At 52.5% G+C, this 25,418-nt stretch carries 26 protein-coding genes; 11 read left to right on the top strand and 15 right to left on the bottom strand.

Annotated elements, in window-relative coordinates; genetic code table 11:
* Positions 1-217: 217 nt before the first annotated feature.
* Positions 218-1,942: an adenylate/guanylate cyclase domain-containing protein gene (locus ACR0IU_RS08620; protein WP_480715957.1), complete on the bottom strand. Its 1,725-nt coding sequence runs from the start codon at positions 1,940-1,942 to the stop codon at positions 218-220.
* 229 nt (positions 1,943-2,171) lie between these two features.
* Between ACR0IU_RS08620 and ACR0IU_RS08615 the strand changes: the two genes are divergently transcribed.
* The 3 genes from ACR0IU_RS08615 to ACR0IU_RS08605 all read left to right on the top strand — a co-directional run bounded on the left by ACR0IU_RS08615 (position 2,172) and on the right by ACR0IU_RS08605 (position 4,704).
* Entirely contained in the window at positions 2,172-3,227 is a 1,056-nt protein-coding gene (locus ACR0IU_RS08615; protein WP_480715956.1) for a sulfotransferase domain-containing protein, read from the top strand.
* 266 nt (positions 3,228-3,493) lie between these two features.
* The gene (locus ACR0IU_RS08610; protein WP_170816229.1) at positions 3,494-3,982 is read left to right on the top strand and encodes a RidA family protein; all 489 of its coding nucleotides are present in this window, start codon (positions 3,494-3,496) and stop codon (positions 3,980-3,982) included.
* Between the two features lie 74 nt (positions 3,983-4,056).
* Positions 4,057-4,704, top strand: coding sequence for a Spy/CpxP family protein refolding chaperone (locus ACR0IU_RS08605; RefSeq protein WP_480715955.1), 648 nt, complete (start codon positions 4,057-4,059; stop codon positions 4,702-4,704).
* 72 nt (positions 4,705-4,776) lie between these two features.
* Here ACR0IU_RS08605 and ACR0IU_RS08600 read toward each other — a convergent pair whose 3' ends face one another.
* The 4 genes from ACR0IU_RS08600 to ACR0IU_RS08585 form a co-directional block, all read right to left on the bottom strand.
* Positions 4,777-5,451 carry a DUF411 domain-containing protein gene (locus ACR0IU_RS08600; RefSeq protein WP_480715954.1) on the bottom strand — a complete coding sequence of 225 codons (675 nt, stop codon included), beginning with the start codon at positions 5,449-5,451 and terminating at the stop codon, positions 4,777-4,779.
* Positions 5,452-5,663: 212 nt separating this feature from the next.
* Positions 5,664-6,899, bottom strand: a complete 1,236-nt coding sequence (locus ACR0IU_RS08595) for an adenylate/guanylate cyclase domain-containing protein (RefSeq protein WP_480715953.1) — start codon at positions 6,897-6,899, stop codon at positions 5,664-5,666.
* A 265-nt stretch (positions 6,900-7,164) separates the two neighbouring features.
* Complete coding sequence (locus tag ACR0IU_RS08590; RefSeq protein ID WP_480715952.1) at positions 7,165-7,875, bottom strand: adenylate/guanylate cyclase domain-containing protein; 711 nt, start codon at positions 7,873-7,875, stop codon at positions 7,165-7,167.
* 428 nt (positions 7,876-8,303) lie between these two features.
* Positions 8,304-9,326, bottom strand: a complete 1,023-nt coding sequence (locus ACR0IU_RS08585; protein WP_480715951.1) for a permease — start codon at positions 9,324-9,326, stop codon at positions 8,304-8,306.
* 85 nt (positions 9,327-9,411) lie between these two features.
* Here ACR0IU_RS08585 and ACR0IU_RS08580 point away from each other — a divergent pair, with 85 nt between their 5' ends.
* Complete coding sequence (locus ACR0IU_RS08580; protein WP_480715950.1) at positions 9,412-10,269, top strand: LysR substrate-binding domain-containing protein; 858 nt, start codon at positions 9,412-9,414, stop codon at positions 10,267-10,269.
* 89 nt (positions 10,270-10,358) lie between these two features.
* Here ACR0IU_RS08580 and ACR0IU_RS08575 read toward each other — a convergent pair whose 3' ends face one another.
* The 9 genes from ACR0IU_RS08575 to ACR0IU_RS08535 form a co-directional block, all read right to left on the bottom strand.
* Positions 10,359-11,192 (bottom strand): CE1 family esterase, encoded by an 834-nt coding sequence (locus ACR0IU_RS08575; RefSeq protein WP_480715949.1) that lies wholly within the window; start codon positions 11,190-11,192, stop codon positions 10,359-10,361.
* Between the two features lie 58 nt (positions 11,193-11,250).
* Positions 11,251-12,945 carry an adenylate/guanylate cyclase domain-containing protein gene (locus ACR0IU_RS08570; RefSeq protein WP_480715948.1) on the bottom strand — a complete coding sequence of 565 codons (1,695 nt, stop codon included), beginning with the start codon at positions 12,943-12,945 and terminating at the stop codon, positions 11,251-11,253.
* Entirely contained in the window at positions 12,942-13,421 is a 480-nt protein-coding gene (locus ACR0IU_RS08565; protein WP_480715947.1) for a GFA family protein, read from the bottom strand. Before ACR0IU_RS08565 ends, ACR0IU_RS08570 begins: the two co-directional genes overlap by 4 nt.
* 308 nt (positions 13,422-13,729) lie before the next feature.
* Positions 13,730-14,875, bottom strand: coding sequence for a M24 family metallopeptidase (locus tag ACR0IU_RS08560; protein WP_480715946.1), 1,146 nt, complete (start codon positions 14,873-14,875; stop codon positions 13,730-13,732).
* 229 nt (positions 14,876-15,104) lie between these two features.
* The gene (locus tag ACR0IU_RS08555; RefSeq protein ID WP_480715945.1) at positions 15,105-16,022 is read right to left on the bottom strand and encodes a homocysteine S-methyltransferase family protein; all 918 of its coding nucleotides are present in this window, start codon (positions 16,020-16,022) and stop codon (positions 15,105-15,107) included.
* Between the two features lie 294 nt (positions 16,023-16,316).
* The gene (locus ACR0IU_RS08550) at positions 16,317-16,691 is read right to left on the bottom strand and encodes an oxidoreductase (protein ID WP_480715944.1); all 375 of its coding nucleotides are present in this window, start codon (positions 16,689-16,691) and stop codon (positions 16,317-16,319) included.
* 109 nt (positions 16,692-16,800) lie between these two features.
* Positions 16,801-17,337, bottom strand: coding sequence for a hypothetical protein (locus ACR0IU_RS08545; protein ID WP_480715943.1), 537 nt, complete (start codon positions 17,335-17,337; stop codon positions 16,801-16,803).
* Positions 17,321-18,091 carry a hypothetical protein gene (locus tag ACR0IU_RS08540; RefSeq protein WP_480715942.1) on the bottom strand — a complete coding sequence of 257 codons (771 nt, stop codon included), beginning with the start codon at positions 18,089-18,091 and terminating at the stop codon, positions 17,321-17,323. Before ACR0IU_RS08540 ends, ACR0IU_RS08545 begins: the two co-directional genes overlap by 17 nt.
* 74 nt (positions 18,092-18,165) lie before the next feature.
* Positions 18,166-18,681 carry a DUF805 domain-containing protein gene (locus ACR0IU_RS08535; protein ID WP_170734114.1) on the bottom strand — a complete coding sequence of 172 codons (516 nt, stop codon included), beginning with the start codon at positions 18,679-18,681 and terminating at the stop codon, positions 18,166-18,168.
* A gap of 560 nt (positions 18,682-19,241) precedes the next feature.
* Here ACR0IU_RS08535 and ACR0IU_RS08530 point away from each other — a divergent pair.
* The 7 genes from ACR0IU_RS08530 (at position 19,242) to ACR0IU_RS08500 (ending at position 24,603) form a co-directional block, all read left to right on the top strand.
* A complete protein-coding gene (locus ACR0IU_RS08530) occupies positions 19,242-19,541 on the top strand; it encodes a hypothetical protein (protein ID WP_117870867.1) in 300 nt (99 codons plus the stop codon).
* A gap of 363 nt (positions 19,542-19,904) precedes the next feature.
* On the top strand, positions 19,905-20,204 hold the full coding sequence (locus ACR0IU_RS08525) for a hypothetical protein (RefSeq protein WP_480458142.1): 300 nt from the start codon (positions 19,905-19,907) through the stop codon (positions 20,202-20,204).
* 55 nt (positions 20,205-20,259) lie between these two features.
* Positions 20,260-20,874, top strand: a complete 615-nt coding sequence (locus tag ACR0IU_RS08520; RefSeq protein WP_480715941.1) for a hypothetical protein — start codon at positions 20,260-20,262, stop codon at positions 20,872-20,874.
* 60 nt (positions 20,875-20,934) lie between these two features.
* Positions 20,935-21,240, top strand: a complete 306-nt coding sequence (locus ACR0IU_RS08515) for a hypothetical protein (RefSeq protein ID WP_480715940.1) — start codon at positions 20,935-20,937, stop codon at positions 21,238-21,240.
* A gap of 42 nt (positions 21,241-21,282) precedes the next feature.
* Positions 21,283-21,456 carry a hypothetical protein gene (locus ACR0IU_RS08510; RefSeq protein WP_480715939.1) on the top strand — a complete coding sequence of 58 codons (174 nt, stop codon included), beginning with the start codon at positions 21,283-21,285 and terminating at the stop codon, positions 21,454-21,456.
* Between the two features lie 782 nt (positions 21,457-22,238).
* On the top strand, positions 22,239-23,672 hold the full coding sequence (locus ACR0IU_RS08505; protein ID WP_425082520.1) for a hypothetical protein: 1,434 nt from the start codon (positions 22,239-22,241) through the stop codon (positions 23,670-23,672).
* Positions 23,662-24,603: a metallophosphoesterase family protein gene (locus ACR0IU_RS08500; RefSeq protein ID WP_480715938.1), complete on the top strand. Its 942-nt coding sequence runs from the start codon at positions 23,662-23,664 to the stop codon at positions 24,601-24,603. Before ACR0IU_RS08505 ends, ACR0IU_RS08500 begins: the two co-directional genes overlap by 11 nt.
* On the opposite strand, the gene ACR0IU_RS08495 is transcribed toward ACR0IU_RS08500, so the two are convergent.
* Positions 24,604-25,362 carry a hypothetical protein gene (locus ACR0IU_RS08495; RefSeq protein WP_170399836.1) on the bottom strand — a complete coding sequence of 253 codons (759 nt, stop codon included), beginning with the start codon at positions 25,360-25,362 and terminating at the stop codon, positions 24,604-24,606.
* Positions 25,363-25,418: the final 56 nt, after the last annotated feature.

The following is a 25,418-nucleotide window of genomic DNA, read 5'->3' as shown; positions in this document are numbered from 1 at the left end:
GAGCACCTCCATCTCGAAACTTTCCTTGAAGGTAATGGTAGCTATGTACGCAGAGCAATCGTTCAAGCCGAGCGCCGCGAAGGTTCGATTGCCGTTCGCCGCTATTCACTTCTACGACTGTTCGCAGACAACATTGTGCATTCTTCCAGCGGCAAAAAATACGTTTCCACATGTTGCATGCTTGCTATGACTGGCCGCTGGTCTACAACTGGTGTCGTCAATCAGGAATGCATGCGGCTGCTAGCATTTTATAGTAGGCGTCATAGATTTCTGGTTTTGCGATAGATATACGAGCGCGCATATGCCGGAACATTGAAACGCTAAAATCGGGTTCCCGCGACATGTGAATACGTGCGAGTTCTCTAGCTCGGCTCTCATTGCCGAGAGCCATTTCCGCCACAAGTTCGTTCAGGCGAAAAACAGTCACAGTATTATGAAATGCACGCATTTTTTGGGCGGTTTCTCTTAGATCGCGCCAGTTCCCTTCCGCGATTTGCGACAGGCTGATACCCATGTGGACACGGTAGTTTAGTGGGTCATTCGGGTTAAGTCGGAGCGCCTCCCTGGCGTGTGCCTGTGCCGTTTGTGCTTGGCCCATCAGGCCATGCAGTACGCAACTGGATCCCCAGGCTGAAACGCAATTTGGGCTTCTCTCGACGACTTGATCCACAAGTGACAAACCGTACTCTGTATCCTCCGACAGAAACGCGAGTACGTAACCGGCATATGCTTGCGCCTCTAGGTCAAGATGTGATGCCGCCAGAGCCTCATGTGCCAGCTGAATTGCGTAATCAAATCGGGCCTCGTTTGGACGCGTATCCGGGTTCCATAGCAAAGTGCGGATCCAGCCTCGAAGAGCGCTTGCCAATGGGTACTCACTTGAGAGTGAAAGAGCTTTTGACAAATGGTCGTCTGCTTCAGTGAAATTGAACCTGTAGATCAAGGACTGCGCACGTAGGAAGTGATCATAGGCTCCAAGGGTGTCAGGGCGCTTGTGAGCAGCACGGTCTATTTCAGCTTGTCGGATACCTGGCGCAATCGAAGCAACGACAGCCTCGGTAATCTGGTCCTGAAGCTCAAAAACATCATCGAGCTTGCCATCGTATCGATCCGCCCAAACATGAGACCCGGTTTCCGCATCAATTAGCTGGCCCGTGACACGCAACCGGTCACCAGCGCCGCGAACGGACCCTTCCAATATATAGCGGACACCAAGCTCTCTGCCGATACGACGCACATCAACCGAAAGCCCTTTGTAAGAAAAAGAAGAGTTTCGGGCGACCACGAATATCCAGGGCACTCTGGATAAGCTGGTGATGATGTCTTCGGTAATACCTTCCGCAAAGTAATCCTGTTCAGCGTCAGGCGACAGATTGTCAAAAGCCAACACCGCCACTGAGGGCCTGTCAGGACGGGATTGAGTTAACGGGGATTCAGTAGCAAATGCTGTTTGTACCAAGTAAGCAGTTACAGGGCGTGTGATGTTCTTCAGATATTGCGGCCCCAATTCGGTGAACGATACATCCACCTTACCCACAAGGTCTTCGTAAACCCGACCTGAAACGATGATCCCTCCGGGAGGAGCAAGACCTTCCAGCCGGGCCGCGATGTTGACGCCGTCACCAAGAACATCACCGTCGTCATCAAAAACATCGCCCGCGTGAATTCCCATACGGAATTGCATTTCTGGACTTTGCCCGCGCGCCCCGTTCCGCTCAGCCATCTGACGTTGCATCGTTTCCGCACATGCCAGCGCATCTACAACCGAGGAAAACTCTGCAAGAAAACCGTCACCTGTTCTTTTGAATAGGCGTCCGCCATTCAGGCCGACATGCGGCTCCAGTGCCCTAAAGTGGCCCCTATATGTGTGCAGTGCGGCTTCCTCGTTAGCACTGACAAGCGCGCTATAGCCAACAACATCAGCCACGAGAATGGCAGCCAAGTACCGCTCCAAACAAAATCCTCCCGCGTATCCATTGTGAAGGAGTGTCAAAGGGATATTAGGGGTTTCGCGCATAAATCGCGATCATTATTCAATGAACATCCGTGACCGAATAACGACACGCAAGCTTTTTGCTTTTGGGTAAATTAGGCAGAAGCGGACCTCGAAAACCGAACTTTGTAATTTCGACTTTGCACCGCAGCACAGACACTGGAGCAAGGTGCCGCGTATGACTGCCTTGAGGGCAAAACGAGCTTCTAGCCGCGAATGCAAGGTTTTGGCTTGGCACTTTGAAAGGCCTTCCTACTCGGGTGCCATCAAAATTCTAGGTTCAGCGCCGCATGCTTGCTATCGTTTCATTAAGGGTCCATTGGCGGAAATCAGAATGACGACACGGGCGTCTTCAAGGAAGGCATTCGAGTACAGAACACGTCTCACCGACAATCGGATTTGGGACATGTTCGCGCTGCGCCAAGGAGATGTGATTGTTGCAACACCGCCAAAGTGCGGAACAACATGGACGCAAGCCCTTGTGCTGTCGCTCTTGTTTGAAAAGCCAGGTATGGACAAGGTCATGGATGACCTGTCGGTTTGGCTCGACCCTGCGTTTCGAGATCAACTCCCCATAGCTCGAATGTTCGAAGCTCAAAGCCACAGAAGATGCATCAAGACCCATACGCCTTTTGACGGCATTCCTTTCGATCCAGATTGCACCTACATCGCGGTGTTCAGACACCCAATCGACGCACATTTTTCGATGCGCCGACATGTGGCAAACCTGAAGGAAGACCTGATCCAAGACAGGTTCCCGGATGAGCCGACAGCTTCATTCGCCCTTTTTCTTGGTGAGACCGTTCGAGAGGAGATGGCCGATGGGATCACCCTTGAGGCCATCGTTCATCACTTCAAGTCCTTCAAGTCAAACATCCAACATCCCAACATACACATTTTCCATTACGCCGATATGCGGCGCGATTTGCTCTGTCATACTAGAAAGCTCGCTTCCGTACTTGGTTTGAAAATTGGCGATGAAATGCTGGCCGCAATTGCGGAAAGTATGCAGTTCGAGAACATGCAAGCCAATGCACGCGCGAGTGCTAAGGAAGAAACACAACGGTCCACAACCTTTAAAGACCCGTCAGCCTTCTTCGATAGCGCAAGCAGTCGCAAGTGGGAGGGCAAGCTTTCAGACGAAGACCTTCTTGCGTTTCACAAACGTCTTGCAGAGTTGCTTCCGGAAGCCGACGCGCAATGGCTTCAGTCTGGCGGAGAGCTTCCTGCTTAGGACCTCGCTTTCTTAGTAAAGATTGCCGCTTCGGGACCGTCTCGGCCATCTGAGACCTTTTGCCGGATGACCCGTAACCACGATGAGCGGTCATTCATGCCCGAAAACGCGGCCAGGGTTTGCCCTAACCAACAACAGCTGTTCGCCGCGGTTTCGCCAGATGACTCAAATGTGGACGAAGCGGACCTTGCAAAGTTTGGTGGTCGAGACCGACTTTGGGCATGGTTTATGGTAAGATCCATGCAAGTGCTGCGAGGGAGAGTACCATGATCGACGCTGAACAGCGATTGGTAGACCACAACATCATTTTACCTGCGCCGCTAAAATTGCCTGTTGGTATGGTGTTGCCATTTCCGTGGATTAACGTTCGGGGCGACCGGGCGTTCGTATCTGGTCATGGACCACAAGAAATAGACGGTACTCCGGCCGCGCCATTTGGAGCAGTCGGAGAAAATGTGTCTGTGGAAGAGGGCTACGCCTCAGCACGCAAAGTCGGGCTTTCTATTCTCGGCAGTCTAAAGCGCGAACTTGGCAGTCTGAACCGAATAACGGGGTGGTGCCGAGTTCATGGGATGATAAATTGCAAATCTGGCTTCAGCGATACGCCTGCGGTTCTCAACGGTTTCACGGATTTGATCATTGACGTCTTTGGAGAAGAGATTGGCCGCCATTCACGTACGGCGGTCGGGGTGGCAGGCCTACCAATCAACTTCCCAATTGAAATCGAAGCTGAGGTTATTGTCTCAACGGCCTAGAATACACGTGAATCCGGAACGACGTACCGGTCAAAAAGGAGCAGGAATGTCGCTGCACCGGGCAGAAGTACTGTATGGAAGAAGGCATTTTGGTGAGCCAGAAAGGAGACTTCATGATCAAGTTTATGCCTAAGTTTCTGATTGTAACGGCGCTCTGTACGATCCAATACTCTCAAGTAGCACTCGCGCAAAGTCACACTCACGACGCTGAAGTCACGCCATACGCCGGACTGCAATCCAGGACCATCAAAAGCTTATCTGACACCGATTTAGAAGAGCTGCGGCGCGGCGGAGGTTGGGGTTTTGCTTTACCAGCGGAGCTGAATGGCAAACCAGGCCCAGCACACTTGCTCGAATTGAAAGACGAACTTGGACTCTCGAAAGATCAGGTGAAAACAATTGAGACGATCCATTCTGAAATGCGCGAACAGGCAATCGTCGCAGGCGAACGGTTTATTGAGGCCGAAGCGGCGTTAAGTGAAGCGTTAGCCGGTGACCAGCTAGACTTAGCCGAGCTATACAAACTTGTTGAAGCGACCGAAGCTGTCAGGGCCAAATTGCGAATGGTTCCTCTGTCCCGGCACCTGCAAACAACACCACTGTTGAGCGCAGATCAAATCCAACAGTACAGCATTCTAAGAGGGTATGCGAACGACCCGTGCTCCACAGTGCCTGAAGGCCACGACCCAGCCATGTGGAAAAAACACAACGGTTGCAACTGAATCCTTTTGAGATCAGAGCAAACAAATGCTGGGCACGGATCTAGAAAGTCTGATTGTCCTTCATCCAATCGCTCAGCTGTGTCGAGCAAACACACTCGTCGTCCCATCCAGACCAACAAGCAAGGTTTCATAGGGCTCTCGCTCGTCTGAAAAATCCATGCCGGGTGAACCCATTGGCATGCCTGGAACTGTTAGGCCGAGGCCTTCAGGATGTTCGGACAAAAGTCGATAGATATCTTCTGCCGGGACATGACCTTCGACAAAATAGTCCCCAACAATTGCAGTGTGGCAACTGGAAAGCTCATCTGAGATTTTCATTTGTTCTTTAAGCGACCACAGCTGCTCCTGCCCTATGTCTAGCGTATCGGTACGAAATCCTGCGGAAATCAGGTGATCTACCCACGCGGCACAACAGCCGCAGGTTGGAGTCTTGTAGACTTTGATGAGTGGGGCTTCTTGTCCGACGGAAGGAGTAGCCAACACTGCTGCTGTACCCGCTAATAGAAATTCGCGTCGTTTCATTGGTCTCTTCTCCGCTTCCTCATGGGAGTACAAAGATATTGTGCCAAGGCCAAACTTTTCAATGTTACCGGACTGAGCATCAAACGGGCAGTTTCGATACAAGATCTGAATCTCAATCCAAATAACACTGGTTGCCAAACGTTTTGTGAGTTGCATCGCGTATGGCTCAAGTTCACTCGAGCGTTCGGCAATGGACCTCGCGATCAACGTCGTGGTGAGGTCCATAGCAACCTTCTAAGCCGTGGCCATGCCAATTGCCTTGGTGGTGCCTGCCCGTGCACCCTGACAATGCAATCACTATGACCAAGAATGCCGCTCTTCGCGGGTGCTTGATCCAACAGTTCTGTTCCATGTGCAAACCAACCTAGTAGCAATCCGGCTACCTTTGCTTTGACGCAGGTCAACACCCCATTGCGGCAGCTTCCAAATAGCGGCAGTTAGTCTATCGTGAACAGCTCCTGTCTTTCAGCAACACCGCGCAATCTGTATTGCCCCAGGGAAACAAGACTTGGAATGGAGCCCACCAAGTCGCCCGCCACCTTATCGGAAACCACAATGTTCTGATCAAGCGCGCTGCACATGCCTAAAATGCGCGAAGTTGTATTTACCGCTGGGCCGACCACTGTGAAATCCAAGCGAGACCTACCGCCAATATTACCGTAAAGAACATCGCCTGCGTGCAACGAGAGAGTGAAGCCGGTCGTTGGCAAACCATCAGCTTGCCGTCGTTGGTTGAGCTCCTCAAAGGTTTTTCGCAACTCCGCGGCCGCGTGAATTGCGACGCGGCGAGCGTCCGGAACTTGATTGATATCGAAGATGGCAAGCATTCCATCTCCCATGAATTTCAGAACGTTACCGTCATTGCGTTCGACTACGTCAACAGCTTCCGCGAAGTAGTCGTTCAGCAATTCTATGATTGAGTCCCCCGGAAGCGCCTCTGATAATTTGGTAAATCCTTGTAGATCAAAGTACCAAATCACGGCTGAAATGGTTTCGGATGAACCTCGGGTGATGTCCCCGGAAAGAACGCGCCTACTGGCGTCTTTGCCCAGATATGCGGCTGTAATATCTGCAGCCATCAATCGGTTCGCCCCACATTTCAGCGTCAGGCAAAGTGGAGATATCAGTTGACGCAAACCATCAATTTGCTCGCTTGTGAAGCCCCCACTCGCGTCGGTTGTCAACGAGATTATAGCACCTTCATAGGCCTGCATTGGATCGACTGGCGTAGTATTGTCCTGAATAAGGAAAAACCGTTTAACCGCGAAGTAGTCAGTTGCGCCGCGCGCGCGAAGTTCGTCGAAGATCGGAAAGTTGAGTGCGGGTTCTTCGACTGTCAGATCTTGTCTGATCTCTTCAACGTTGTTTGCCAAAAGATAATAAATTGGGCTTAGAACGTATTCCTCAGGCGCATCCGTTCTTCGGACAAAGTTCTCTCGCTCACGACCGCCATCCCTGTGCCAGCGAAAAGCGACAGTCCCAATCTCGGGATGATGAGCGCGAACAGTGATGTTTGCTCTTTGAAGCGGAATTCTTGCCGAAACAAGACGGTTGCAGAATGCTTCGAGCCAGAGCTCCACAGGCGCATTCTCTAAGCCCTGTTGAACCAGCCAATCTGCTATGTCCTGGATGGCGGCGGTCAGTTCCCAGTTTTGGACTAAAGGAGCTGCCATGATGTCCTCTTAATGAGCTATCTGAACAGTTGGCTCGTAGTCTAATTCACTTCAAGGACACATCAATTTCAATTCTCCCACTGCACTTGCAGCCCTAAGGTATATGCTGATCTTGTGGCGTATTGCACGCGCGACACCTGGGCGATGGTCGCAATTCATCGGGAATTACTGGCGATGTAAGGTGTGCTGCGAACCTCAAAACAACTGGCGGTGCTGCTCCCCTAGGAGACTAGGCGATTTGCCGGAGTTACGGCGCCCCCAACACTTAATCTTGCCAATCCAACCGATACAAGACGTGGTGACCGCGTAGACCTTTCAGGAGTCTGGGTTCTATTTCAAAAAACGAGAAATCAGTTCGTCCTCCGACCATGGCGCGAGTCGCATCTGAAACGAGTATCTCGCCCGCCGCACCAACCGTGGTTATGCGTGAAGCTTTGTTGACCACAGTACCAAAAAAAACTCCACGAGATTGCACGACATCACCAGTGTGAATTCCAATCCGGACACCGAAAGACGGCTCCTCGGAAGCCGATGCAATAGCCTTCTGAATCTTGACAGCAGCCGTTAGCGCTTCCTTCGCGGACAGAAAGACGGACAACGTTCCGTCTCCAAGGGATTTCACGAACTGGCCATGATACTTTTCAATGATCGCCGCCAAGACTTGGAAGTGGTTTTCGATCAGCACCGACCAACGCTGATCGCCCAACGCCTCCGCCAACGTTGTGCTGCCCTCCACATCAGTGAAAAGTACTGAAGCCAAACCTTCGGTTTGGATCAGCTCGGGTCCATCTTCGCGCGCAGCATCAACCAGTTTTTGGATGGCCAGCTGCTCTTCACCCACGAGTTCAATATTTGGAGTTGGCACTGAAGCGTGGCGATTGATGATCTTCCAGGCTGCTCCCTCCAGGACAAAAATCAGAACGGTGCGGTAAAAGACGGCTTCATCAAAGCCGACACTAGATGTAGGTGTTCTCATAACGCTGCATTGTCTTCATTGAAGACATTCAGGAAATTCGGCTGTGTTCGCCCATAATTCTGCGCGGTATTTGCGCATAAGCTTGCACGATTTGCCCATAAATTTGCGCGGTTCGAAAAACGCTCTCAATTGATGGCAGCTGTCGCGCTCCTTCTTCAGCTTTAAAGGGCTATCTCTCAATCATAGGCGCATTCTGGGCGGCAAAATTCAACCCTTATCTGAAGGACGATGCTCGTCAGCGCTTGTGGTAAATTGCGGAACTGGAATCCAGTTTCTGAAGCCCAAATTCTGCGGAAGGCCGTGACGTGCATTCTATTCGATTTAGCCGAACGAGCCAAAAGCCTTCGTTTTCCTCGGCAACGGTCCTATGGCCGAATTACGGATTTGAATAGTGCTTTGCCTATGACTGCTCAAGTTCTCGTGCGCGGTCAGGCGATCCACTCAAAAGCGTATCCCGCGGCGAGAGATCCCAAAATGGCAAGCAAAAGATAGAGCAAGAATGGCTTCAGTTTGAGAACCGGGGCGATGGCCATTGCGCCCCAGATACTGACCACACCACCTGAAACCAAAAAGGCCATGGCGGCACCTTCAGACATGCCGTTGTCAATCAGTCCGCGCGTTAGAGGGAGTGCGGCGTAGCCATCGATATAGGCTGGGGCGCCAACAAATACCGCAGCGGGTATGGACCACCATTGATCCTCGCCTACGTAAGCCGCAAGCATTCCTGGGGTCAGAGCAGCATTCAACGCGTATTCGGCCGCAAAGGCAGGGATCAGGCAGATTGAGATAAGTCGTGCCGTCGCCCAGAATTGTTTGCTGAATGAATGCCGACGCGCTTGAGTTCTCCAAACCCATGGATCGAAGGTTTGGTCATTGCCACATCGCGCAGCGCCCAATTGGCGTGCCAGACCATTGTTGCGAAGCGCATTCAATGCCCAAGGTGCTTTGGCAAACAAGCTAGTAACCGCCCCTCCGAACACACCCAATCCGAATGCTGCGAACGTTTTGCCAATTGCAAAGCTCAATCCCAAAGTGGCAGCCGTCGTTGCGAGCATTGCAGGGTCTGTGATCGGGGATGACAGCCAAAACGCCATGATCGGGGCAAGCGGCACGCCAGCAGCCAACAACCCTGCCATCAATGGCAGTACGGTGACACCACAAACTGGCGTAATGGCCCCGATCAAAGATGCGGCCACAACCGTCCGAAGAGTCTTGCCTTCGAACACGCCTGCAATGCGGGTGTCTGCTCCACTGGCGATAATCCAGGCCGCCAGAACGATGCCCGGGATAACTATCGGGGCAACGACAACGAGGCCCCAGAGAACAAATCTGGTGGCGTCCGCAATGTGTTCCGGCCAGACGAAACTGATGCTGATCAGCAGCAATAGGCACACGCCCCAGACCATGTAGGCCTTACCTGATTGCCGGCGGACAATTGTCTGATCGGTCATAGGATACTCCTTTGATCTTGAAAAATAGGAGATGAAAAGACATGTGTGAAACGAATAGTTTCAATCACTGATATTGGTGTTTCGAATGGAAAATCTGGATAGCGATTTGTTGCGCACCTTTGTTGCTGTTGCCGAAGCAGGCAGCGTCACGGATGGCGCCGCACGCATCTATAGGTCCCAATCCGCCACGAGCCTTCAAATCAAACGCCTCGAATCCATCCTCGGCCAACCCGTATTTGAGCGGCACGGGCGCGGAGTTACCCTAAGTGATGCGGGTCATCGGCTATTGCCTGTTGCTCAGGACGTGACCAACCGCCTCGACGTGGCATTGCGGGACATTTCCCAAACTGCCGTGACCGGAAAGCTGCGCGTGGGCATTCCCGATGATCATGGCCGAGCTAAGCTGGCGCAGATTATCGCCGCGTTTACGCGTCACCATCCACAAGTCGAACTGGAGGTAACCTGCGCTATCAGTGCGAGGTTTCCCGAAGCGCTCGACAAAGGATCTCTGGACCTCGCAATCTATGAGGTGGAACGCCTAGGGAAACATGAGGAACTGTTGTACGAAGATCCAACATGCTGGGTCTCATCCGCGCATCGGGATTTCCGCGTAGAAAAAGTTCTGCCCGTTGCCTTGTTCGATCACGCCTGCTGGTGGCGCGATGCGGCAATCGCTTCTCTGGAGCGCCGTTCGAAACCATATCGCGTCATCTATTCAAGCCAAAGTGTTTCTGGCGTAATCGCGGCAGTAGAAGCTGGGATCGCGGCTGGTCTGCTGGGGCGTTCTTCACTTCATGCCAATCTGTCGATAGTGGGCGAGACGCTTGGCTTCAGCAGAACGCCCGCCTCGAAGCTAGTGATGGCGGCATCCGGTTCACAGGAAACCGGGCCATTGGATGCCATGAAAACAGCTATCCGCTCTGCATTTCTAACTAAAATCTAGAAGACGTGCCTTTTGGCCAGCCGAGCGACCCACAAGCTCTTCTAAGTCTCACCGTGGCAAAACCAAATTTTATTGGAATTGATGGTGCGTCAGTTTTCCAGACTTTCAAACCAATCAAGCGCTATGGAGCTCCATCCTTTTGGGTAACCGTGCCCTCCATCGTGCAGAATGATTTCGAGACTACCGTATTCACAGTTCCAGCGTTTGCGCCACAGACCCTCGGTCATTTCGTGATGTGCAGCATTGGGTGGGCATTTGTTTTCTTGCCGCCACATCGACAGGCCTTGCCAGATATCTGCTTGCGTGATGGTAACGTCAAACTCCTCGCTGTGTATTGCGCGACCTTCAAGCGGAACAACTTTGTCGGCAAACCCGTGGGTATGGAGCAAGTGTACCGGCTTTAGACAATCTTCGGTCGCCGGGAGCCAGAAACCACCGGACGCCGGCGCGTAACCAAGAGCCAAATCCGGTGCATGACAAGCAACTTCCCAGGCCATTGATCCGCCTCTGGAAAACCCTGTCAGCAACACCCGGTCCACATTCACGTTTGCACGAAAGGCAGCGTCAGCCAAAACCTCACGGAGAAATCTTACGTCTGAGCGAGGGTAGGTGTTCCAACCGTCTCGAACAGACCAGTCGGTGGGTTTACCATCCAACCATGGGAGCGCGGTTGGCGCGATAAATGCGTATCCCCGCTTGGTGAATTCTTCAACGAACGCCGAGTTCCCTACAATCTTCTCACCTGTACCGCCATAACCGTGCAGGTGCATCACAGCAGGTCCACCCTGCCAATCGTTCGGAAGAACGATATGATATTCTCCGGTTTCAATCTTGCACGAGTTTGTTTTGTCACCACAATCGAGGGCGATTGCCTGCCCTGAACTCACGAGTAAAACTAAAACGGCCAATACTTTGTTGTGCATAATGTCCCCCTCGGGGATTGATGTTAGCACACTACAACACAGAATTTCCCGAGAGAGCTTACTCGGGCAGCCCCACCAAACGAAGTCCATCCAGGATTGCGTCCCAACGTGTTGGGTCCTGAAAATTGAACCTGCGCACGCCGCTAACTCGGAAGTCCGGATCTGACGCAATTAGGGCATCCCGCGCCCTTTCTCCTTCATCAGGTAGACCAGCCTGACCGGCTGCGCTGGCAAGGTACATTTGTGCGACCGGCAGCCCCGGCGAATTTTGTAGCGCTCGGTTGGCGTTGGCGATGGCATTCTCGAAGTCGCCCATAACCAGATAAGTCTGGGCCAACGCTTGTGGGACACGGTGATATATCCGGTTCTTGGCAAGAGAAAACGAGCCCTTTTTGATGGACTTCAGCGCTAACTCTGGTTGGCCCATCAGGTTCTGAATCCAGCCCAGTACCATATGCCCCTGGGCGAACTGCGGACTGATTTCGAACCCGCGTTCAACACACCGCACCGCCGCTTCCAAATCGCCGGTAATACCGTAGTGAAAAATCCCCCGGATCAGGTGCAAGTAGTCGCTTTGGTCATTCAACGATACCGCCTTGCTCAACCCGGCGTCGGCCGCTTCGATATCCTCCGTGCTTATCGGACGGTAACCCCAAACCAATTCGCCGATCAACGTGTTCGCCTTCATCCCAACGGCCATAAAATTGCGTGGCTGGACCGTCAGGATCCTGTCCAGCAGACGGCCCGCCGCGTCCCATTCTTCGGGCTGCGATCCCATCATGTAATGCCCTGCGAGGTTCAGCATTGCCTCGGGATCGTTTGTCTCTGTCTCAGCCGCGTGCTCAGCAATTCGTTGCAGAATTCCGTATCGGATCGTTGTTGCGATTTCACCTGACAACAGATCTTCCGCCAAGAAGGGGTCGGAAAGATCACCGTTCATCCGCTGGGTCAGATAGGTTGCTGACGTGCTCGTCTCGCGTAGCTTTAGGGTGGTACGGACCTGGTTGCCGGACGCCTGAAACACTGCGGTTGCAATATGATCCGGGCCCGCATCGAGAGCGATCAGATCCAATCCGGTCAGATTGGCAAGCGCCGCCTCTACCGTGTGATTGCAGGCCTCTGCCAGCATCTTGGCATCATCATTGCTGCCAAGGGCTTCGAATGCCGCGAGGGCTATGGTCGGTTTCCTGGATGTCCCAACGATGGGTGGTGTGCTGACACCGTTCTGCGCACCATCTTGGTCGGGGGACCAAACAAAGGCGCGGATCGGGCGCGAGATGTTTTTTAATGTCAATTCACCAACATCCGCAAATAGCACGTCCATTACGCCAACGATCTGGTCACGAACGGCAGCGGAGATGCAAATCCCGCCCGTCGGGGCTGCGCCCTCTAAGCGAGCTGCGAGATTCACACCGTCACCATAGATATCGCCGTCATCAACAACCACATCGCCTATGTGAAGGCCCATGCGGTAACTGATCTGCCGATCTTGAGGCACGGACTCTTCCTCTGCGCGAACCGCTTCTTGCGCCGCTATCGCGAACCGCACCGCTTCCACAACGCTTGAAAATTCAGCCAGAAATCCATCGCCTGTCGACTTGATGATCTTACCCCCAGCCTGCTTGATGCCGGGGTCGAACACGGACAGGCGCAGTTCTTTCTGACGCGCCAGCGTGGCTTCCTCGGAAGCTTCCACAAGCCGCGAGAAGCCGACAATGTCGGCAGCCAAGATCGAGGTAAGTTTGCGCTTCACCCTTGGGCTCGCGTGTTCAAGGAAATCCAACCGGTTTTGTCTGGTTCGGGCATAGCGACACCATCCCCTCCGAACGATGTCGGAACCGTCTTCCACTTTGGCAGGCCATCGGCCATGTCAAAAACACGCTCGCCGTAGAAGATGTGAAAAGTCGGCTCGAAGCTCAACCCAGATTCATCCAGCGACATTGCGTAGACCGCGACGATGTCCTTTCCGGGTTTGATATTTACCAACGCCCCCCCGCATTTACCACAGGAAACACGATGGCTTTCATCATTCTTGCCCGATTGAACCGTCGGCCCTGACAACGAGACATTGTCTGCCGACCAGAGACACCAGGCATTGACCGGCGCCGAATGCCATTTTCTGCAAGAGAGGCAATGACAATAAGCCATGACCATCGGCTCACCGGCAGTAGAAACACTACATGCGCCGCAATAACAGATTCCTCGGTAGGTTTCAGAATCGCCACTCATTTTCCCTCTACCCCCCAATCGAGCAATGGCTGTTAACGTTAGTTTTCCGCTACGCCTTCTTCTCCAATGCCCTGTCAGTTATACATTCCAATCGCCGGGTCCCAAAGTAGCTTAATTCCCTCTGAAACTGCACTTTCGAAGGTGCCGATTGTCCTTCCAACTTCGCACACCCATTCGCGTTGCGGATGTCTAAAGATGCAACGTAATCGCGAGATCGTGGAGTAAAATTTTCAAAATGTTGAGGCCCGTCTCGCCATATCGACCATTCGCTGTGTAAGTGCATTCAAAAGACGGCGCTAGTTGGAAAGTCAAAGGATAACTGCATCCAAGGACTTTGGATGTTCTGTTATTGCTTCCCAGCCATCTTCGGTGATTATGAAACTGTCGCCGACCTGCGCACGAAATGTATCGACTGATACTGAACCATCAACAGCGAAAACCATCCCTGGCTGCAATACTGTCGTGTCGCCGGTGACCAACTGTGGCTGTTCCAAAAAGCTATAGCCAGTCGCGCGGCCACACCGGAACGGGTATTCAAACCCCGCCCCCTGTATCACCTCGGCATAGGCCGCATGGACACTTTCGGCGGTCACACCTGGGCGCAGCTCAGCCAGAGCGGCGGCCTGACTTGCTACAGCAACCTCATAGATATGCTCTTGTTGTTTATCCGCCATCTCACCGATCCAAAAGGTGCGGTCAAAGCCAAGTTTGAAGCGGTGAAAATTGGTCATACCGCAAAAGCACAAAAACACCGGTTCGCCCCGTTTCATAATCCGGGTTGAGGCGCGATGATGGGTTTTGGTGATGGTATCGCCCGACGCCATTATTTGAAGAAAATGAGTGTTGGGCGACATATCCGCGTCATCGTAATGCGCCACTAAAAGCTCCGCGGCCTTTCGTGTTCCGGCCCGGGACGTGGCAAGCGCAACTTCGAACTCCGGCACTCCGTCTGCAATGGCGTTGCGTCCGGCGTCCATCATAGCGCTTGCAACTTGCCCGGCATGCCGGGCCAATTGAAGTTCCTGGGCGGATTTTATCATTCGCATTTCAGCCAATATCGGTGTGGCGCTGACCAGATTTTCCCCCGGGACCAACGTATCCAGATATGTCCGCACAACAGGCGGTATATGATCAGGCTCAATCCCGACGCGCTTTGCAGTCTTGACTGCTTTGGGTAACTCCAGCCGCCACTCTTCACCCATACCGTCATTCCAGGCCGCGATACGATCAACGTGTGCCGCTGAAAGTGCCGTATTCAGGTCTATTGTCGGCGTGATCAGCAGGCTTTCGCCAGACCTGTGCACAACCAGAATGGTTGGGCGTCCGAACTCCATATGGAGGTAGTCATAATAGCCTGTCAGATAATAAACGTTGTCATCATCGGTTATGAGAGCAACGTCGATACCGGCTTCTTGCATATGAGTGCGAAAGCTTTTCATCCTCGAGGCAAACATCGTCAGTCTCCATCCTGAAGGTATCAGTTGAGCTTCTCAAATTGAGTTGCGTGATCGAGACTGTAGAACACGTTTGGTCCACGGTCTATCAAAGCAAAATCAAGCACCTGTCTTGACGCTTCGCCTGCATTTTATCGGAATTACTTCTCTGATCACTGATTTTCCCGTTAAAGCCTATCATCAAGCTTCACGCCTACGGTGATACGCCGCCGTAAGTAAAATAGCAGCGCTATCTGCGGCCTACCTCCAAAGCCATTTCCCTCAGGTGTCGCATATCCGTACCGCAGCAACCGCCAAACACCCTGATAGACGGGTTTTCCCGCAGGACATCCGCAATTTCTTGGCCGAGCTGCGCGGGATCTCCTTCATCCAAGGTATCGGCCTCATCCAGTTCTGCGTGCGAGCAACTTGATGCATTGGCAACAACACCTTTGAGCCTTGGATGCGCGTTGAGCGCGTCGGCAAAGTGCGTCGGGTGTGCGCAGTTGACCATGTGGAACAGAGCTGCGCCGTCTGTTTCTGCTTCGATCTGGTCTATGGCATCAACAAGTTTTGTGCCGTCAGCCAAACAGCCATCGGTTTCGACGACCAATGACAAAATGATGGGTAAACCAATATCTCTTGCAGCCAGAACACAGCCAGCAGCCTCGCTTAGGCGGTTGAACGTGTACGCGGTCACCAGATCAACACTGGTTTCTTTCAGAACAGCGAGTTGCACACTGTGGTAACTGCGCGCCTGTTCAACTGTCATGGGTGGGATGTCAGCGTAAGGATCGTATCTTGGGCCAACGCAGGCGGAAACCAAAACGTCATCCCGGCCAGAAGCATTGCGCACCTCCTCCATCAGTGCGACACCATCCTTGTTTACCTCACGAAGACGTTCAGCTTCGTAGCCCAAAGGTGCAGCACGGTCGGCATTGGCCATCCATGTCGGTGCGTCGAGAATGCACCCAACACCCATATCGCCGGCCAATTGCACGAGCGCTTGCATTTGTCCGGCCAGAACAGCCCGGGTGTCAGGCTTCTCCAGCAAGGGAAACGACGCAAAACCCGGAAGCTCGATACCGTGATTAAAAATCAGGTCCGTACCTGTACCTGCATAAACCAAAAATTTCTTGTCACCCTCGCCTGGAAGTCTCCGCGCCATTTTGCACCCCTCGAACACCGGCATTACTCCGCATCCACAATAACAATGATCAGATCTTCTGCAAAACTGAGGTGTTTACTTGTCCGTTCGGACGCTTTCTGCATTTGCGGTATCGGCTAGGCATATCTAGGCGCGAACCACCGGAGATTCTGAACAAGCGTGGCTGTACCGTTCTAACCTTGAACATCGAGTGTCGAATCGCCTCACTATGTGAGACCTACAGCATGCTGACCAACCCTCCAAATAAGTTGCTTCCGTCATTTCGGCACACGTTTAGTTAGAAGGTTCCCGGAACTACGCGGTGAAATTCGAAGTGCAGCACACTCCGTCTTGACATGGCGATACGATCCGGTTCAGCTTCGGCTCATGACGTATACACGCATCCACTGCCAACGAATATCGGCCTGAGGTCGATATCCGCGAAAGATCGTTCTCGGCTTCGAAGCTTGCGACTAAAACTCTTGGTCGAAGGACAGGTTGGGTGAATGTCGCCTGTGGGTCGCTGTCGGAGATGTTGTTAGTGTCCGAGAATGGGCTGAGGCGGACACCAACGCGGTCGGCGCCCCAGACATCGACAAACACGTCCATGACCTCTTTCAGGAACCGTGCTCTATTCTCGACAGGACCGCCGTATTCGTCTTGTCCAATGCGTTGATGTTGATCACTCACAAACCAGAGATTGGTTCGGTAGATCCATGGCCAATGACCTCATTGCATGCTAAAGAGAACTCATCGAATAAACAGGCCGTCAGGCTTATCTGCGGTGCCCAAATGCAGCTTACTCCCAATCGCCAGCAGATGAGCGCCAAGTGTCGGCTTCGCCATCCCAAACACTGGCGCTGACGCATGGCGTTGGGTTTATTCCGTCGCAATTGGATCCATGAATATCCGCTACGACAACGCGTCGACGCCCAAAATCAACGACCGTCCAGCCTTGGTTGAGCAAGGAGTGCACCTCTTCGCTAACCCAAAAGTGCGACATGCATCCGCCAGTTCCGCAGTAAAGAGATGCGGCGCTCGAACACGCAAAACCAGACTCATTCAGAACCCAGTCGCGTTGCAAATCTCCGTCTAGATCGACCCTTTCAACCGCGCCCCAATCTAAGTCAAACTGACCGTCGTTGAACGACGCGCAGGCCTGTGTCGCCAGATCAACCTTTGTCCGCAAACCGATGGGAAGTTGCGAAACATCAGCCGCGACAGCTGGTGAGTTCCATACTAGGCCAGAGACCAGCACAATCCTGGAAACCAACCCTTTCAATTGACGCACTACTTGGGAAGCCGTTTGGAAGGTGGCATCAATTGCACTGATCATACCTGTAGTCCCCGTATTCCAGCCAGTTTGCCGAGCCTTCGCTAAAAATCAGAAACTCGGACCTGTCCTCCCCAAGGAGGGCGACGACAAATCCGGCGGGCGGCTCAGAGTTTCCGAAGTAACTGTAGGCCGTCATGGCTCTGATCGGCTCGCCGTTAACCGTTACTCGCGCGTCCCACTCTCCGTCCGGGTTGTCTAAAATTGCGGGTTCGATTACGCGTTTTATCGCTCCGCCACCACAATAGACGATGCCTTCGGGTGCTTCGTATGAGGCCTCTTGGCTAACATCCGAGTTGCACGCAGAACGAAGGGATCGAATTGCCGCGCCGGAACCTTTTAAGTCAAAGATTCCATAGCTGACATCTTGATCAATCATGGACAGATTGACCGATGCATTTGCTTCAAGCTGGTCCAGTACAAAATCATAATCCTGCTGACTGTTGAAACTGACCTCGACGGGATAGTTGTCGACGATCTGCACAGCAGCGTTTTCTGCGCCAACCTGAAATGCCCCAACTTCGGTGGTGCCGTTCTTCAAGAAACGAATGGAAAGCCCCTGCTTGTCCGCAATGTCCTGGCTGTCCTCGAATCCAGCCGGAGCAAAGCGAATACGGTCACACTGAAGTTCCAGCGTCATGTTTCCTGTCTGAATAAACGCATTGGGGTTGGGCCCGGAGCTGAAAGACCACTCCGCTGATGCTGTGGTCGCCACTGCCATCAGTAGCATTCCAATGGAAATGGTTTTGCAGCTCATTTTTTTCTCTCCATTGAGTTACGGTTCGCACTGTCGTTCAGCAGAAGTTCCATCCAATTGCCCGGACAGCCAGATCAGGAAACAGGTTCGCCGTATTCGTTTGCGCCTTCTTGGGAAGGTCGTGTCAGCCACCAGATCATCAGGATAGACAGAACCAATTGAAGAATTGAGACAACAACAATACCGGTCACGCCCAGGACGGCCGCGGGTCCTCGCAATGCATCGGGGTTTTCGGTCCCCTGCTCCAATACCGAAAAGAACGCCACCCCACCCAGCATAACAAATAGCGTTGTAATGCTGAGCGCCATCGGCAGCAGCAAATACCAGCCAGGTCGTCCTGTATCATGCAGCCTTCGCCAACCGGCGGCCAGCATAGGTATGAGAACAGCCAGCTGGAAAACAGAGGACAGGACCCGAGATCCTTGCCCAGTTTCTGGGTTGGTCCCGAATATGATCGTATCCAGCACAGCTAAACCAGCACTCACGAGAACCACAAACAAGAAGAACCACCAGTATTCTGAGCGTATAGCCCGACCGGAGAACTGGAAGTATTTCGAGAAACACGTCTTAACGGCTTCACCAAATCCCATCTTTCAATCCCTTCATTGTTTCTGTGCGGCCTCAAATCGCTTCGCCGCTCAGGGGAACACACTCGCAGCTCCCACTTACTTTTTTGTTTGAACGCAGAGGCCTATCGTACGAGAGCGTAGAGAAATTTACGCGCGGAAAAAATATTGATTTATTAAAAATTAGATTCAAACATGCGAATTCGACACAGCTTTATTTTACCTCCGTTGTTGTCGTTGCTGCTCGCTGTGCCGAGCCCTTCCGACTGCTGGAGTGAGTGCTAGCGGTCGGAAGGCACTTTATAATGATTGAGCGCTGGGAGGACGCGATGCTTAGACTTAACGAACTCGCCCTCTCTCCAGAGTTTGCTCTAGCATTTGCTAGTGGCGTCATTCAGCCTTCGCACGTTATTGGCGGCCCCGATAGTCAACAAAATATCGTCCCGCCGACCAAGCCCCCCACGGCAAGTTTTGGGAAAGGTAGTCACAGGATCAAGGTATGATCAATTGGCTGCACAGGCGCGAGAGCTTCAAACAAGCGCATCCAATTTCACTAATTTCAAGGGAACCAGAGGGAGAAGAAAATGTCTAACAAGATGGTGATGATTGCGGGCGCAACTTGTTTCACACTGCTTGCGGCCTGCGACGATACGAGTACATCAAGCGCGTCCGCCGAGCTCACGCCGGCTCAGCAGGCGTGTTTGCGAGATGTAGCCAATACGACAAACAATTCGCAAGTCGTGGTGCTCTCATCCGCGTTTAGCGAGGCGGGAACACAGGTCACCGTAGGCGTTGGCGAGGATCGTGCTCCTTGGAATTGCATTGCTTACAGTGATGGCGCGACAGCTGGTATCGAGTTCCTGGGCGACGAAGGCGCATTGTGACCTGTCTGCTGCGTAGCTGAAAACGGCTGCGCAGCACTGGCTTGATCTGCTGAGGCTCGACTTGGTTTGTAGAACCACCATCATCGTATTCGCGGTCCTGTACCAGTTGGCGTTGGTTGCATTCTTGACGGGCACATTTGGCTGGTTGGGACAGGAACGAGACCCTTTGTCCGGAGTGTTCCTACTACCGTTGGGACTACCTTGGATACTTGTAGCGGACTTAATTTCGGAGTCCGCCAAGCCGTGGTTTGCAGCGATTGCGCCGATGCTCAACATTTTGGCGCTGGTTTTCATTTGCAGATGGGCTCGCAGTTTACACCAGAAATGAAGGCGGAGCTCTGTCTCACCAAAAGGGAGGAACACATGGGAAAAGTGATCTTGGGAATTGTGATCGGGCTCGTCCTCGGCGTGGTTGGGGCGATGACCTTGGGTGGTGGGGCCGCGATGGGTGTCGGCGTTGCAACAGGCTTGTCCGCCGGTGTCTGCTCCACATTGAAAGGAGCACAGGCCGAGAACCTGATCACCGCTGACCAAGCGGACCAGATTCTCAACCGCGTTAATTCCGAGATGGCGTCACTGCAAGGAATTGAAACGACAGATGAGATCGTCGGCAGTGCACAGGCATGCGATGAATTTCTGTCAAAGTTACAAGAAGCGAAGTGACGTTCCGCTTTGTACGGAACAAGACTGTAAGTACAAGCCAACGGAGAACCATCTGATGAAACCCTTTTTAATCAAACTCTTCACACCCATGTTCGCAATCGCGGGCACTGCTGCTTTTGCAATGTCAGAAGCCGACGATGCGTGTATTGACCATTTGCGGCAGGTGGGAGGACCAGACGGTCAATCAGGTACGATTGAAAGTTCACAGTTCTCGGAAGCCGGTACGCTGGTCATGCTGCGAGATGCAGGTGGAACACTTTGGCGCTGCATCGCGTACAAGGATGGAAGCATCGGCGAGATGTCGGTTGTCGAAGCGATGGATGATGGCGGTGGAGCAGCGGCAGGCGCCTCCAGTTCTACCGGTAGCCAACGTGTCAAATTCGATGCTGGCTCTACCGGCGCTGAACTCGTTGGTGAACTCGCGCCCGGAGCGTCGCAGCAATATATTCTCGGTGCCAAAAACGAACAGTTCCTTTACGTCCGCGTTGCTCCGCGAAATGGCTCTTTGGACTACGTTATTCGTAACCCCGATGGTTCTGAACTGTTAGGATTGATGTCGGCGGACAAGGAGTATCGAGGACAGCTTTGGCAAACTGGTGACCATGTCGTTGAAGTTATTAACCGGGGAAATGCGCAAGTTGACTACAACGTCATATTTGGAATCGAGTAAGACCACGCGTGAGTTGCACTGGATTTTTGGATTGCTGGAGACCAGAAAAGGAGAGAAGAAATGAGAACCAATCTATCGCTGCTTGGAGGCGCAGTTTGTGCCCTTGCTTTGGCGGCATGTGACGATAACGGGGGATCAGTGGATACTGGGTCGCCAACCGTCGGCAGTTCAAGCAACCTTTCGTCTTTTGAAGGTGCGCGCGCCGGTCAGGCTGAAATGGGGATTCAGAATCTTGGCTTTGAGCTCATCCGCAGCGAAGGTCTCACCTCGTACTGGTTCAACCGGAATACAGGCGCTTGCGCGCGCATTACTACATCTGAGGGTCGGTATTCAGATGTCACCATGCTTCCTTCCTCCGACTGCTGAATTTTGTCCGGATTAGTTTATAAAAGTGAAGGAGGCTGAGAAATGCACTTCGATCTTGCACACGCTGTGGTGACTGTTGCAGCTTTGATAGTCACAAACCTGGCATTGAAATCTGCCGGGGTGATCAACGAAGAAAACAAACACCAATGGAACTGGAAAGTTGTTCTGGCCTACTTCGTAGCCGTCTTTCTCATCAATCTGGTGTGGCCAATTTGAAACTTCAGGACGAAAAGCCAACCGCCCACCTTACATGGTTACCGTGAACGAGCCTCTCCGCGGGACACCCGGCAAGAAAAGCGTGAGCATCGCTGGCTGAAAACAGAAAGGAATACGCATGCGGTTTTTGACGTCCCTCATATTCATTGGTGTTCTTGCAACCGCAGCGAATTCTGATGTGACCAGTCGAAACGGTGGCCCAAGCAACAGTCAAATGCTTTCAAAGGGTGGCGACGGAGGAGTTGATGGTGTCGCTTTTTTTCGCCCAGTCTTAAGCGGAGTATTGTATCGCTCTGGTTTCAAAGGCGGCGACAAGGACCGAACGGGCCTGAGTGAAGGACAACGCGAAACTTTGTGCAGTGAAGGGTTTTCCACCGGGTTTTACGCCGACTTTGGCAAAAACACTGAGTACGGTCGCACCAGTTGTGGAAACGAATCCTTTGACTATCAAAGTGCCAGATCCTCCCGACCCGGTGCCGTCATGGCTTCCATACACGAGGTGATTGAAAACCCTGGAAAAGGCCCTGTCCTGGTGCACTGCATGTGGGGCGTTCATTCCTCGGGTGCATTGTCGGCAATGGCGCTCGTTCAGTTTTGCGGTTGGACGGAGGAAAGGGCCAAGGAATATTGGAATGATGCCCGAAACGGGGCGCCTTGTTCAGGCGGATGCGACCAGTGGATTGACACAAAATTCTCCAACTTCAGTGTCGACCCAAAGTTGAAAATCTCCACCGAACAACAGGCAGCGATTTGCCCTAAATGATACCGGGAGGACTATCCAAATGAAGTTCAATCTTCTGGGGTCACTTGCTCTCATTGCACCCACTGTCTTGTGGGCGAACGACGATGTTCTCGGTGAAGCCACGACATTTGATAGTCCCAACGGCGTTACTGAACGCTGTATTCGGATCGAAAAAGTTCCAACGGGCGTGTACAAGAACAGCGATCTTGAGGAAGAAACTGCCTATTGCGAGATCGATTTCTATGCCTCCGAAATTGCTATTTGCCCAAAAACCTGGAGCACCAGCCCAGGAATGGCCGTCTACGATATCTCGGAAGGACCTTACGTGGGGAACCGTTCTGAATTCGAGAGAAACGCCTGCAAAGAGGGGAAGGCAGCAAAAGATCTGGCCAAGGACAGGGTGGCTAAATTCAAATCCACCATGAACCAAAAGGGCACCAGTGGAACCTTTTCCACCTCTTCGCTGCTTTACTATCATTTCTCCAGATATTTCGACACGACTGTAAAAGTTCCAGTCGCCGTTTGGCGAAGCATGGACGCCCAGGCGCATTTTTCCGAGGTTGCAGAGCCTGGCCTTGCGATTTCTGGTGGCTCTCATGGCGGGCGCATGAACCATGAAGGCTGGCGGGTCTTTGCAGCTGCGGACGCCGATCCGAACTCATACCAACCGACCGATGATCTATTCACCGCAGATCGAACGCAGATTTACGGCGTACTGCTTGATAGTCCTGGGCATCGATACGGTTCGGAAATCAACGGCACTCGCAAGTCTGGTTGGGGGAAAGGCCAAAACCGTGACTTTCAGGAAACCCCCGCTTTCTTGGCTTTGCGTTCTTCGAAACCCTTGTCAGAGGCCATTGCAGAGGGCGTCAGAGAAGGCAGAAAAGACCGGATGATCAACAAGGATCTCGGCCCCGATGTCAGCGACCAACAGATGGCATTTTGGATGCAAGAACTTACCGAGATTGTTCTCCTCGATTTCATCTTTAGCCAGCAGGACCGCGTAGGAAACATAGACTTTACACCCTATTGGTATTGGGTCGAAGACGGAAAGCTGAAGCATAAGAAAGCCAAGCACCATGAGCCAAACGATGGAGACGTTCCCGCCGACGCGTTATTGATCCGTCGCAGCAATCTAAACGACAACGATGCTGGTGGGCGTGTCGAGTATGCCAACTTCGCGAAATCTACCCAAATGCTGGAGAAAATTCGCCACTTCTCTCCAAGCACGTATCGGCGCTTGGTTGCTTTGAATAGTGATCTTCAATCTCAAGGTCTCGTCTACGGCTGGTTGTCGCGGAGCCTTGGGTTGTCAGATAGGCAGATTGCCCAAGTTGTGAAAAACACCGAGCTGGCAACGTCCATTCTCTGGGACAATTGTTCTAATGGTGATTTGATGTTCGACTTGGATCCTGTCGCATTCTTTTTGAGAAACGACACCGAGGTAGAGGCTGTGGACTGTAATGCCCCGTAAGCTTTCCACCCTTTTTGCGGCGTTCATTTGGACCGCTCTGCTCGCCAGCAAAGCGGCGGCATTGGATGTCATCGTCATATCGGATCTGAATGGAAGCTATGGTTCGGTAAGATACGATGCCCGCGTCGACAAAGCGATTGAGCGCATAATCGAGATTGATCCCGATTTGGTTATTTCGACCGGAGATATGGTTGCGGGACAGCGCATTCCCAACTTGTCCGACAAACAGGTCAGGGAGATGTGGAAGGCGTTTCACGAGGCCGTATCAGATCCTTTAGAGGCTGCCGGCATTCCATTTGCGGTCACGCCTGGAAACCACGATGCCTCCGCCTACCGTGGTTTCGAGCGTGAAAGAAAAATATACGCAGAGGAATGGGCACCAAGAAAACCAGACGTCGACTTCTTGGTTTCGGATGACTACCCGTTCTTCTACGCGTTTGAGATGCAGGGCGTAACGTTTGCATCTTTGGATGCTACGACCTTAGGGCCGCTATCCGGTGATCAACAGGACCGACTTGTGGAACTGGGTGCAAATGGAAATCCGGTTGTCACTTTCAGTCACCTCCCACTTTGGCCCTTCGCGATCCAGCGCGAACGCGAAATCATCGGTGACCCAACACTTGAAAAAATCTATTTGGAAAGCGGTGTCGTTCTGCATCTGTCAGGCCACCATCATGCCTTCTATCCCGGTTGGAAAGACGGTGTAGCTTACGTCTCTCAAGCTTGTTTGGGAGGTGGCCCACGACGGCTAATTGGCGATAACGCCAGATCGCCTCACAGCTTCACTCATGTTACATTCCAGCCAGACGGAGAGTTTGGGATAGCAGTATACCGAGGACCTGATTTCGAAAGGTCGGTAAACTTCAAGTCGCTCCCGCAAGAGATCAGATCCCCGAATGCGGTGTTGAAACGCTTAGACCTTGTGAAATGACTAGAGGTTGAGTTTCAGTTCAACTTTTTCAGGAACCAGATCGTTTATCATCTCTTCTATCCGGGCTTCTGAAAGTCCACCCGAAGTAATGAAAAGCAATGAAACGCGAGATTTTCCAGGAACGTGGTGTTTTCTGACCAGCTTCCAGCCAGCGTCTGCCGCCATAGCTTCAATGGCGCCGCTGACATTCAACGAGTGCTCTTCGTCTGAAGCTTTGAGCGAAACTTCCACGCCCTTGTTTCGCCCTCCCAGCCAAATGAAGCACCAACACACAATCGCCACCAAAGTGGCCATCAACGGCAAGCCCAGACCGACCGCAAGACCAAGAACAGTCACGATTATCATTTCGACAGTGTCCACCGGATCATCGAGATTGGAGCGGAACCTGAGCAACGCGCCGATGCCAAAGATAACGAAACCGATCATTGAACCGTGCTGAACTACCAGAAAACCAACCGCCATGCCGATAAGCGCATATAGAAAGAAAAGCCTTGGCATAACTATGTCGCGGACGCTTCTACGGGCTTTACGTCTCACCGGATGATAGACGATCAAACCAGCCAGAAGGATCGTGACGATCACATCGAGAGTGAAGAAATACAGTTCCTGTTTGCCACGAAACTGCGTCCACCGGCGTTCGATAACGATTTCCGACCCCGAAGCCCCGGCCAGCATCGTCGCAGGGTCGACTTGTGACACCGCAGCACCTGGCAACAGCAGCATCAACAACACGGTCACAAATGTGAGGGTCGTATTCAACTTGTCTTCCTTCCTGCTCACGCCAAAGGCTTACGCTTCACCAAAGGCACATCGTG

It is taken from the genome of Ruegeria sp. CL5 (assembly GCF_056536485.1).
The sequence above is the reverse complement of the archived record's forward strand: the minus strand, read 5'-3'. Positions and strand labels throughout refer to the sequence as shown.

Coding starts and splice junctions, on each gene's coding strand:
- ACR0IU_RS08615 (WP_480715956.1), top strand. CDS start 2,172: ATGACTGCCTTGAGGGCAAAACGAGCTTCTAGCCGCGAATGCAAGGTT.
- ACR0IU_RS08610 (WP_170816229.1), top strand. CDS start 3,494: ATGATCGACGCTGAACAGCGATTGGTAGACCACAACATCATTTTACCT.
- ACR0IU_RS08605 (WP_480715955.1), top strand. CDS start 4,057: ATGGAAGAAGGCATTTTGGTGAGCCAGAAAGGAGACTTCATGATCAAG.
- ACR0IU_RS08600 (WP_480715954.1), bottom strand. CDS start 5,451: ATGGACCTCACCACGACGTTGATCGCGAGGTCCATTGCCGAACGCTCG.
- ACR0IU_RS08595 (WP_480715953.1), bottom strand. CDS start 6,899: ATGGCAGCTCCTTTAGTCCAAAACTGGGAACTGACCGCCGCCATCCAG.
- ACR0IU_RS08590 (WP_480715952.1), bottom strand. CDS start 7,875: ATGAGAACACCTACATCTAGTGTCGGCTTTGATGAAGCCGTCTTTTAC.
- ACR0IU_RS08585 (WP_480715951.1), bottom strand. CDS start 9,326: ATGACCGATCAGACAATTGTCCGCCGGCAATCAGGTAAGGCCTACATG.
- ACR0IU_RS08580 (WP_480715950.1), top strand. CDS start 9,412: ATGGAAAATCTGGATAGCGATTTGTTGCGCACCTTTGTTGCTGTTGCC.
- ACR0IU_RS08575 (WP_480715949.1), bottom strand. CDS start 11,192: ATGCACAACAAAGTATTGGCCGTTTTAGTTTTACTCGTGAGTTCAGGG.
- ACR0IU_RS08565 (WP_480715947.1), bottom strand. CDS start 13,421: ATGAGTGGCGATTCTGAAACCTACCGAGGAATCTGTTATTGCGGCGCA.
- ACR0IU_RS08560 (WP_480715946.1), bottom strand. CDS start 14,875: ATGTTTGCCTCGAGGATGAAAAGCTTTCGCACTCATATGCAAGAAGCC.
- ACR0IU_RS08555 (WP_480715945.1), bottom strand. CDS start 16,022: ATGGCGCGGAGACTTCCAGGCGAGGGTGACAAGAAATTTTTGGTTTAT.
- ACR0IU_RS08545 (WP_480715943.1), bottom strand. CDS start 17,337: ATGATCAGTGCAATTGATGCCACCTTCCAAACGGCTTCCCAAGTAGTG.
- ACR0IU_RS08540 (WP_480715942.1), bottom strand. CDS start 18,091: ATGAGCTGCAAAACCATTTCCATTGGAATGCTACTGATGGCAGTGGCG.
- ACR0IU_RS08535 (WP_170734114.1), bottom strand. CDS start 18,681: ATGGGATTTGGTGAAGCCGTTAAGACGTGTTTCTCGAAATACTTCCAG.
- ACR0IU_RS08530 (WP_117870867.1), top strand. CDS start 19,242: ATGTCTAACAAGATGGTGATGATTGCGGGCGCAACTTGTTTCACACTG.
- ACR0IU_RS08525 (WP_480458142.1), top strand. CDS start 19,905: ATGGGAAAAGTGATCTTGGGAATTGTGATCGGGCTCGTCCTCGGCGTG.
- ACR0IU_RS08520 (WP_480715941.1), top strand. CDS start 20,260: ATGAAACCCTTTTTAATCAAACTCTTCACACCCATGTTCGCAATCGCG.
- ACR0IU_RS08515 (WP_480715940.1), top strand. CDS start 20,935: ATGAGAACCAATCTATCGCTGCTTGGAGGCGCAGTTTGTGCCCTTGCT.
- ACR0IU_RS08510 (WP_480715939.1), top strand. CDS start 21,283: ATGCACTTCGATCTTGCACACGCTGTGGTGACTGTTGCAGCTTTGATA.
- ACR0IU_RS08505 (WP_425082520.1), top strand. CDS start 22,239: ATGAAGTTCAATCTTCTGGGGTCACTTGCTCTCATTGCACCCACTGTC.
- ACR0IU_RS08500 (WP_480715938.1), top strand. CDS start 23,662: ATGCCCCGTAAGCTTTCCACCCTTTTTGCGGCGTTCATTTGGACCGCT.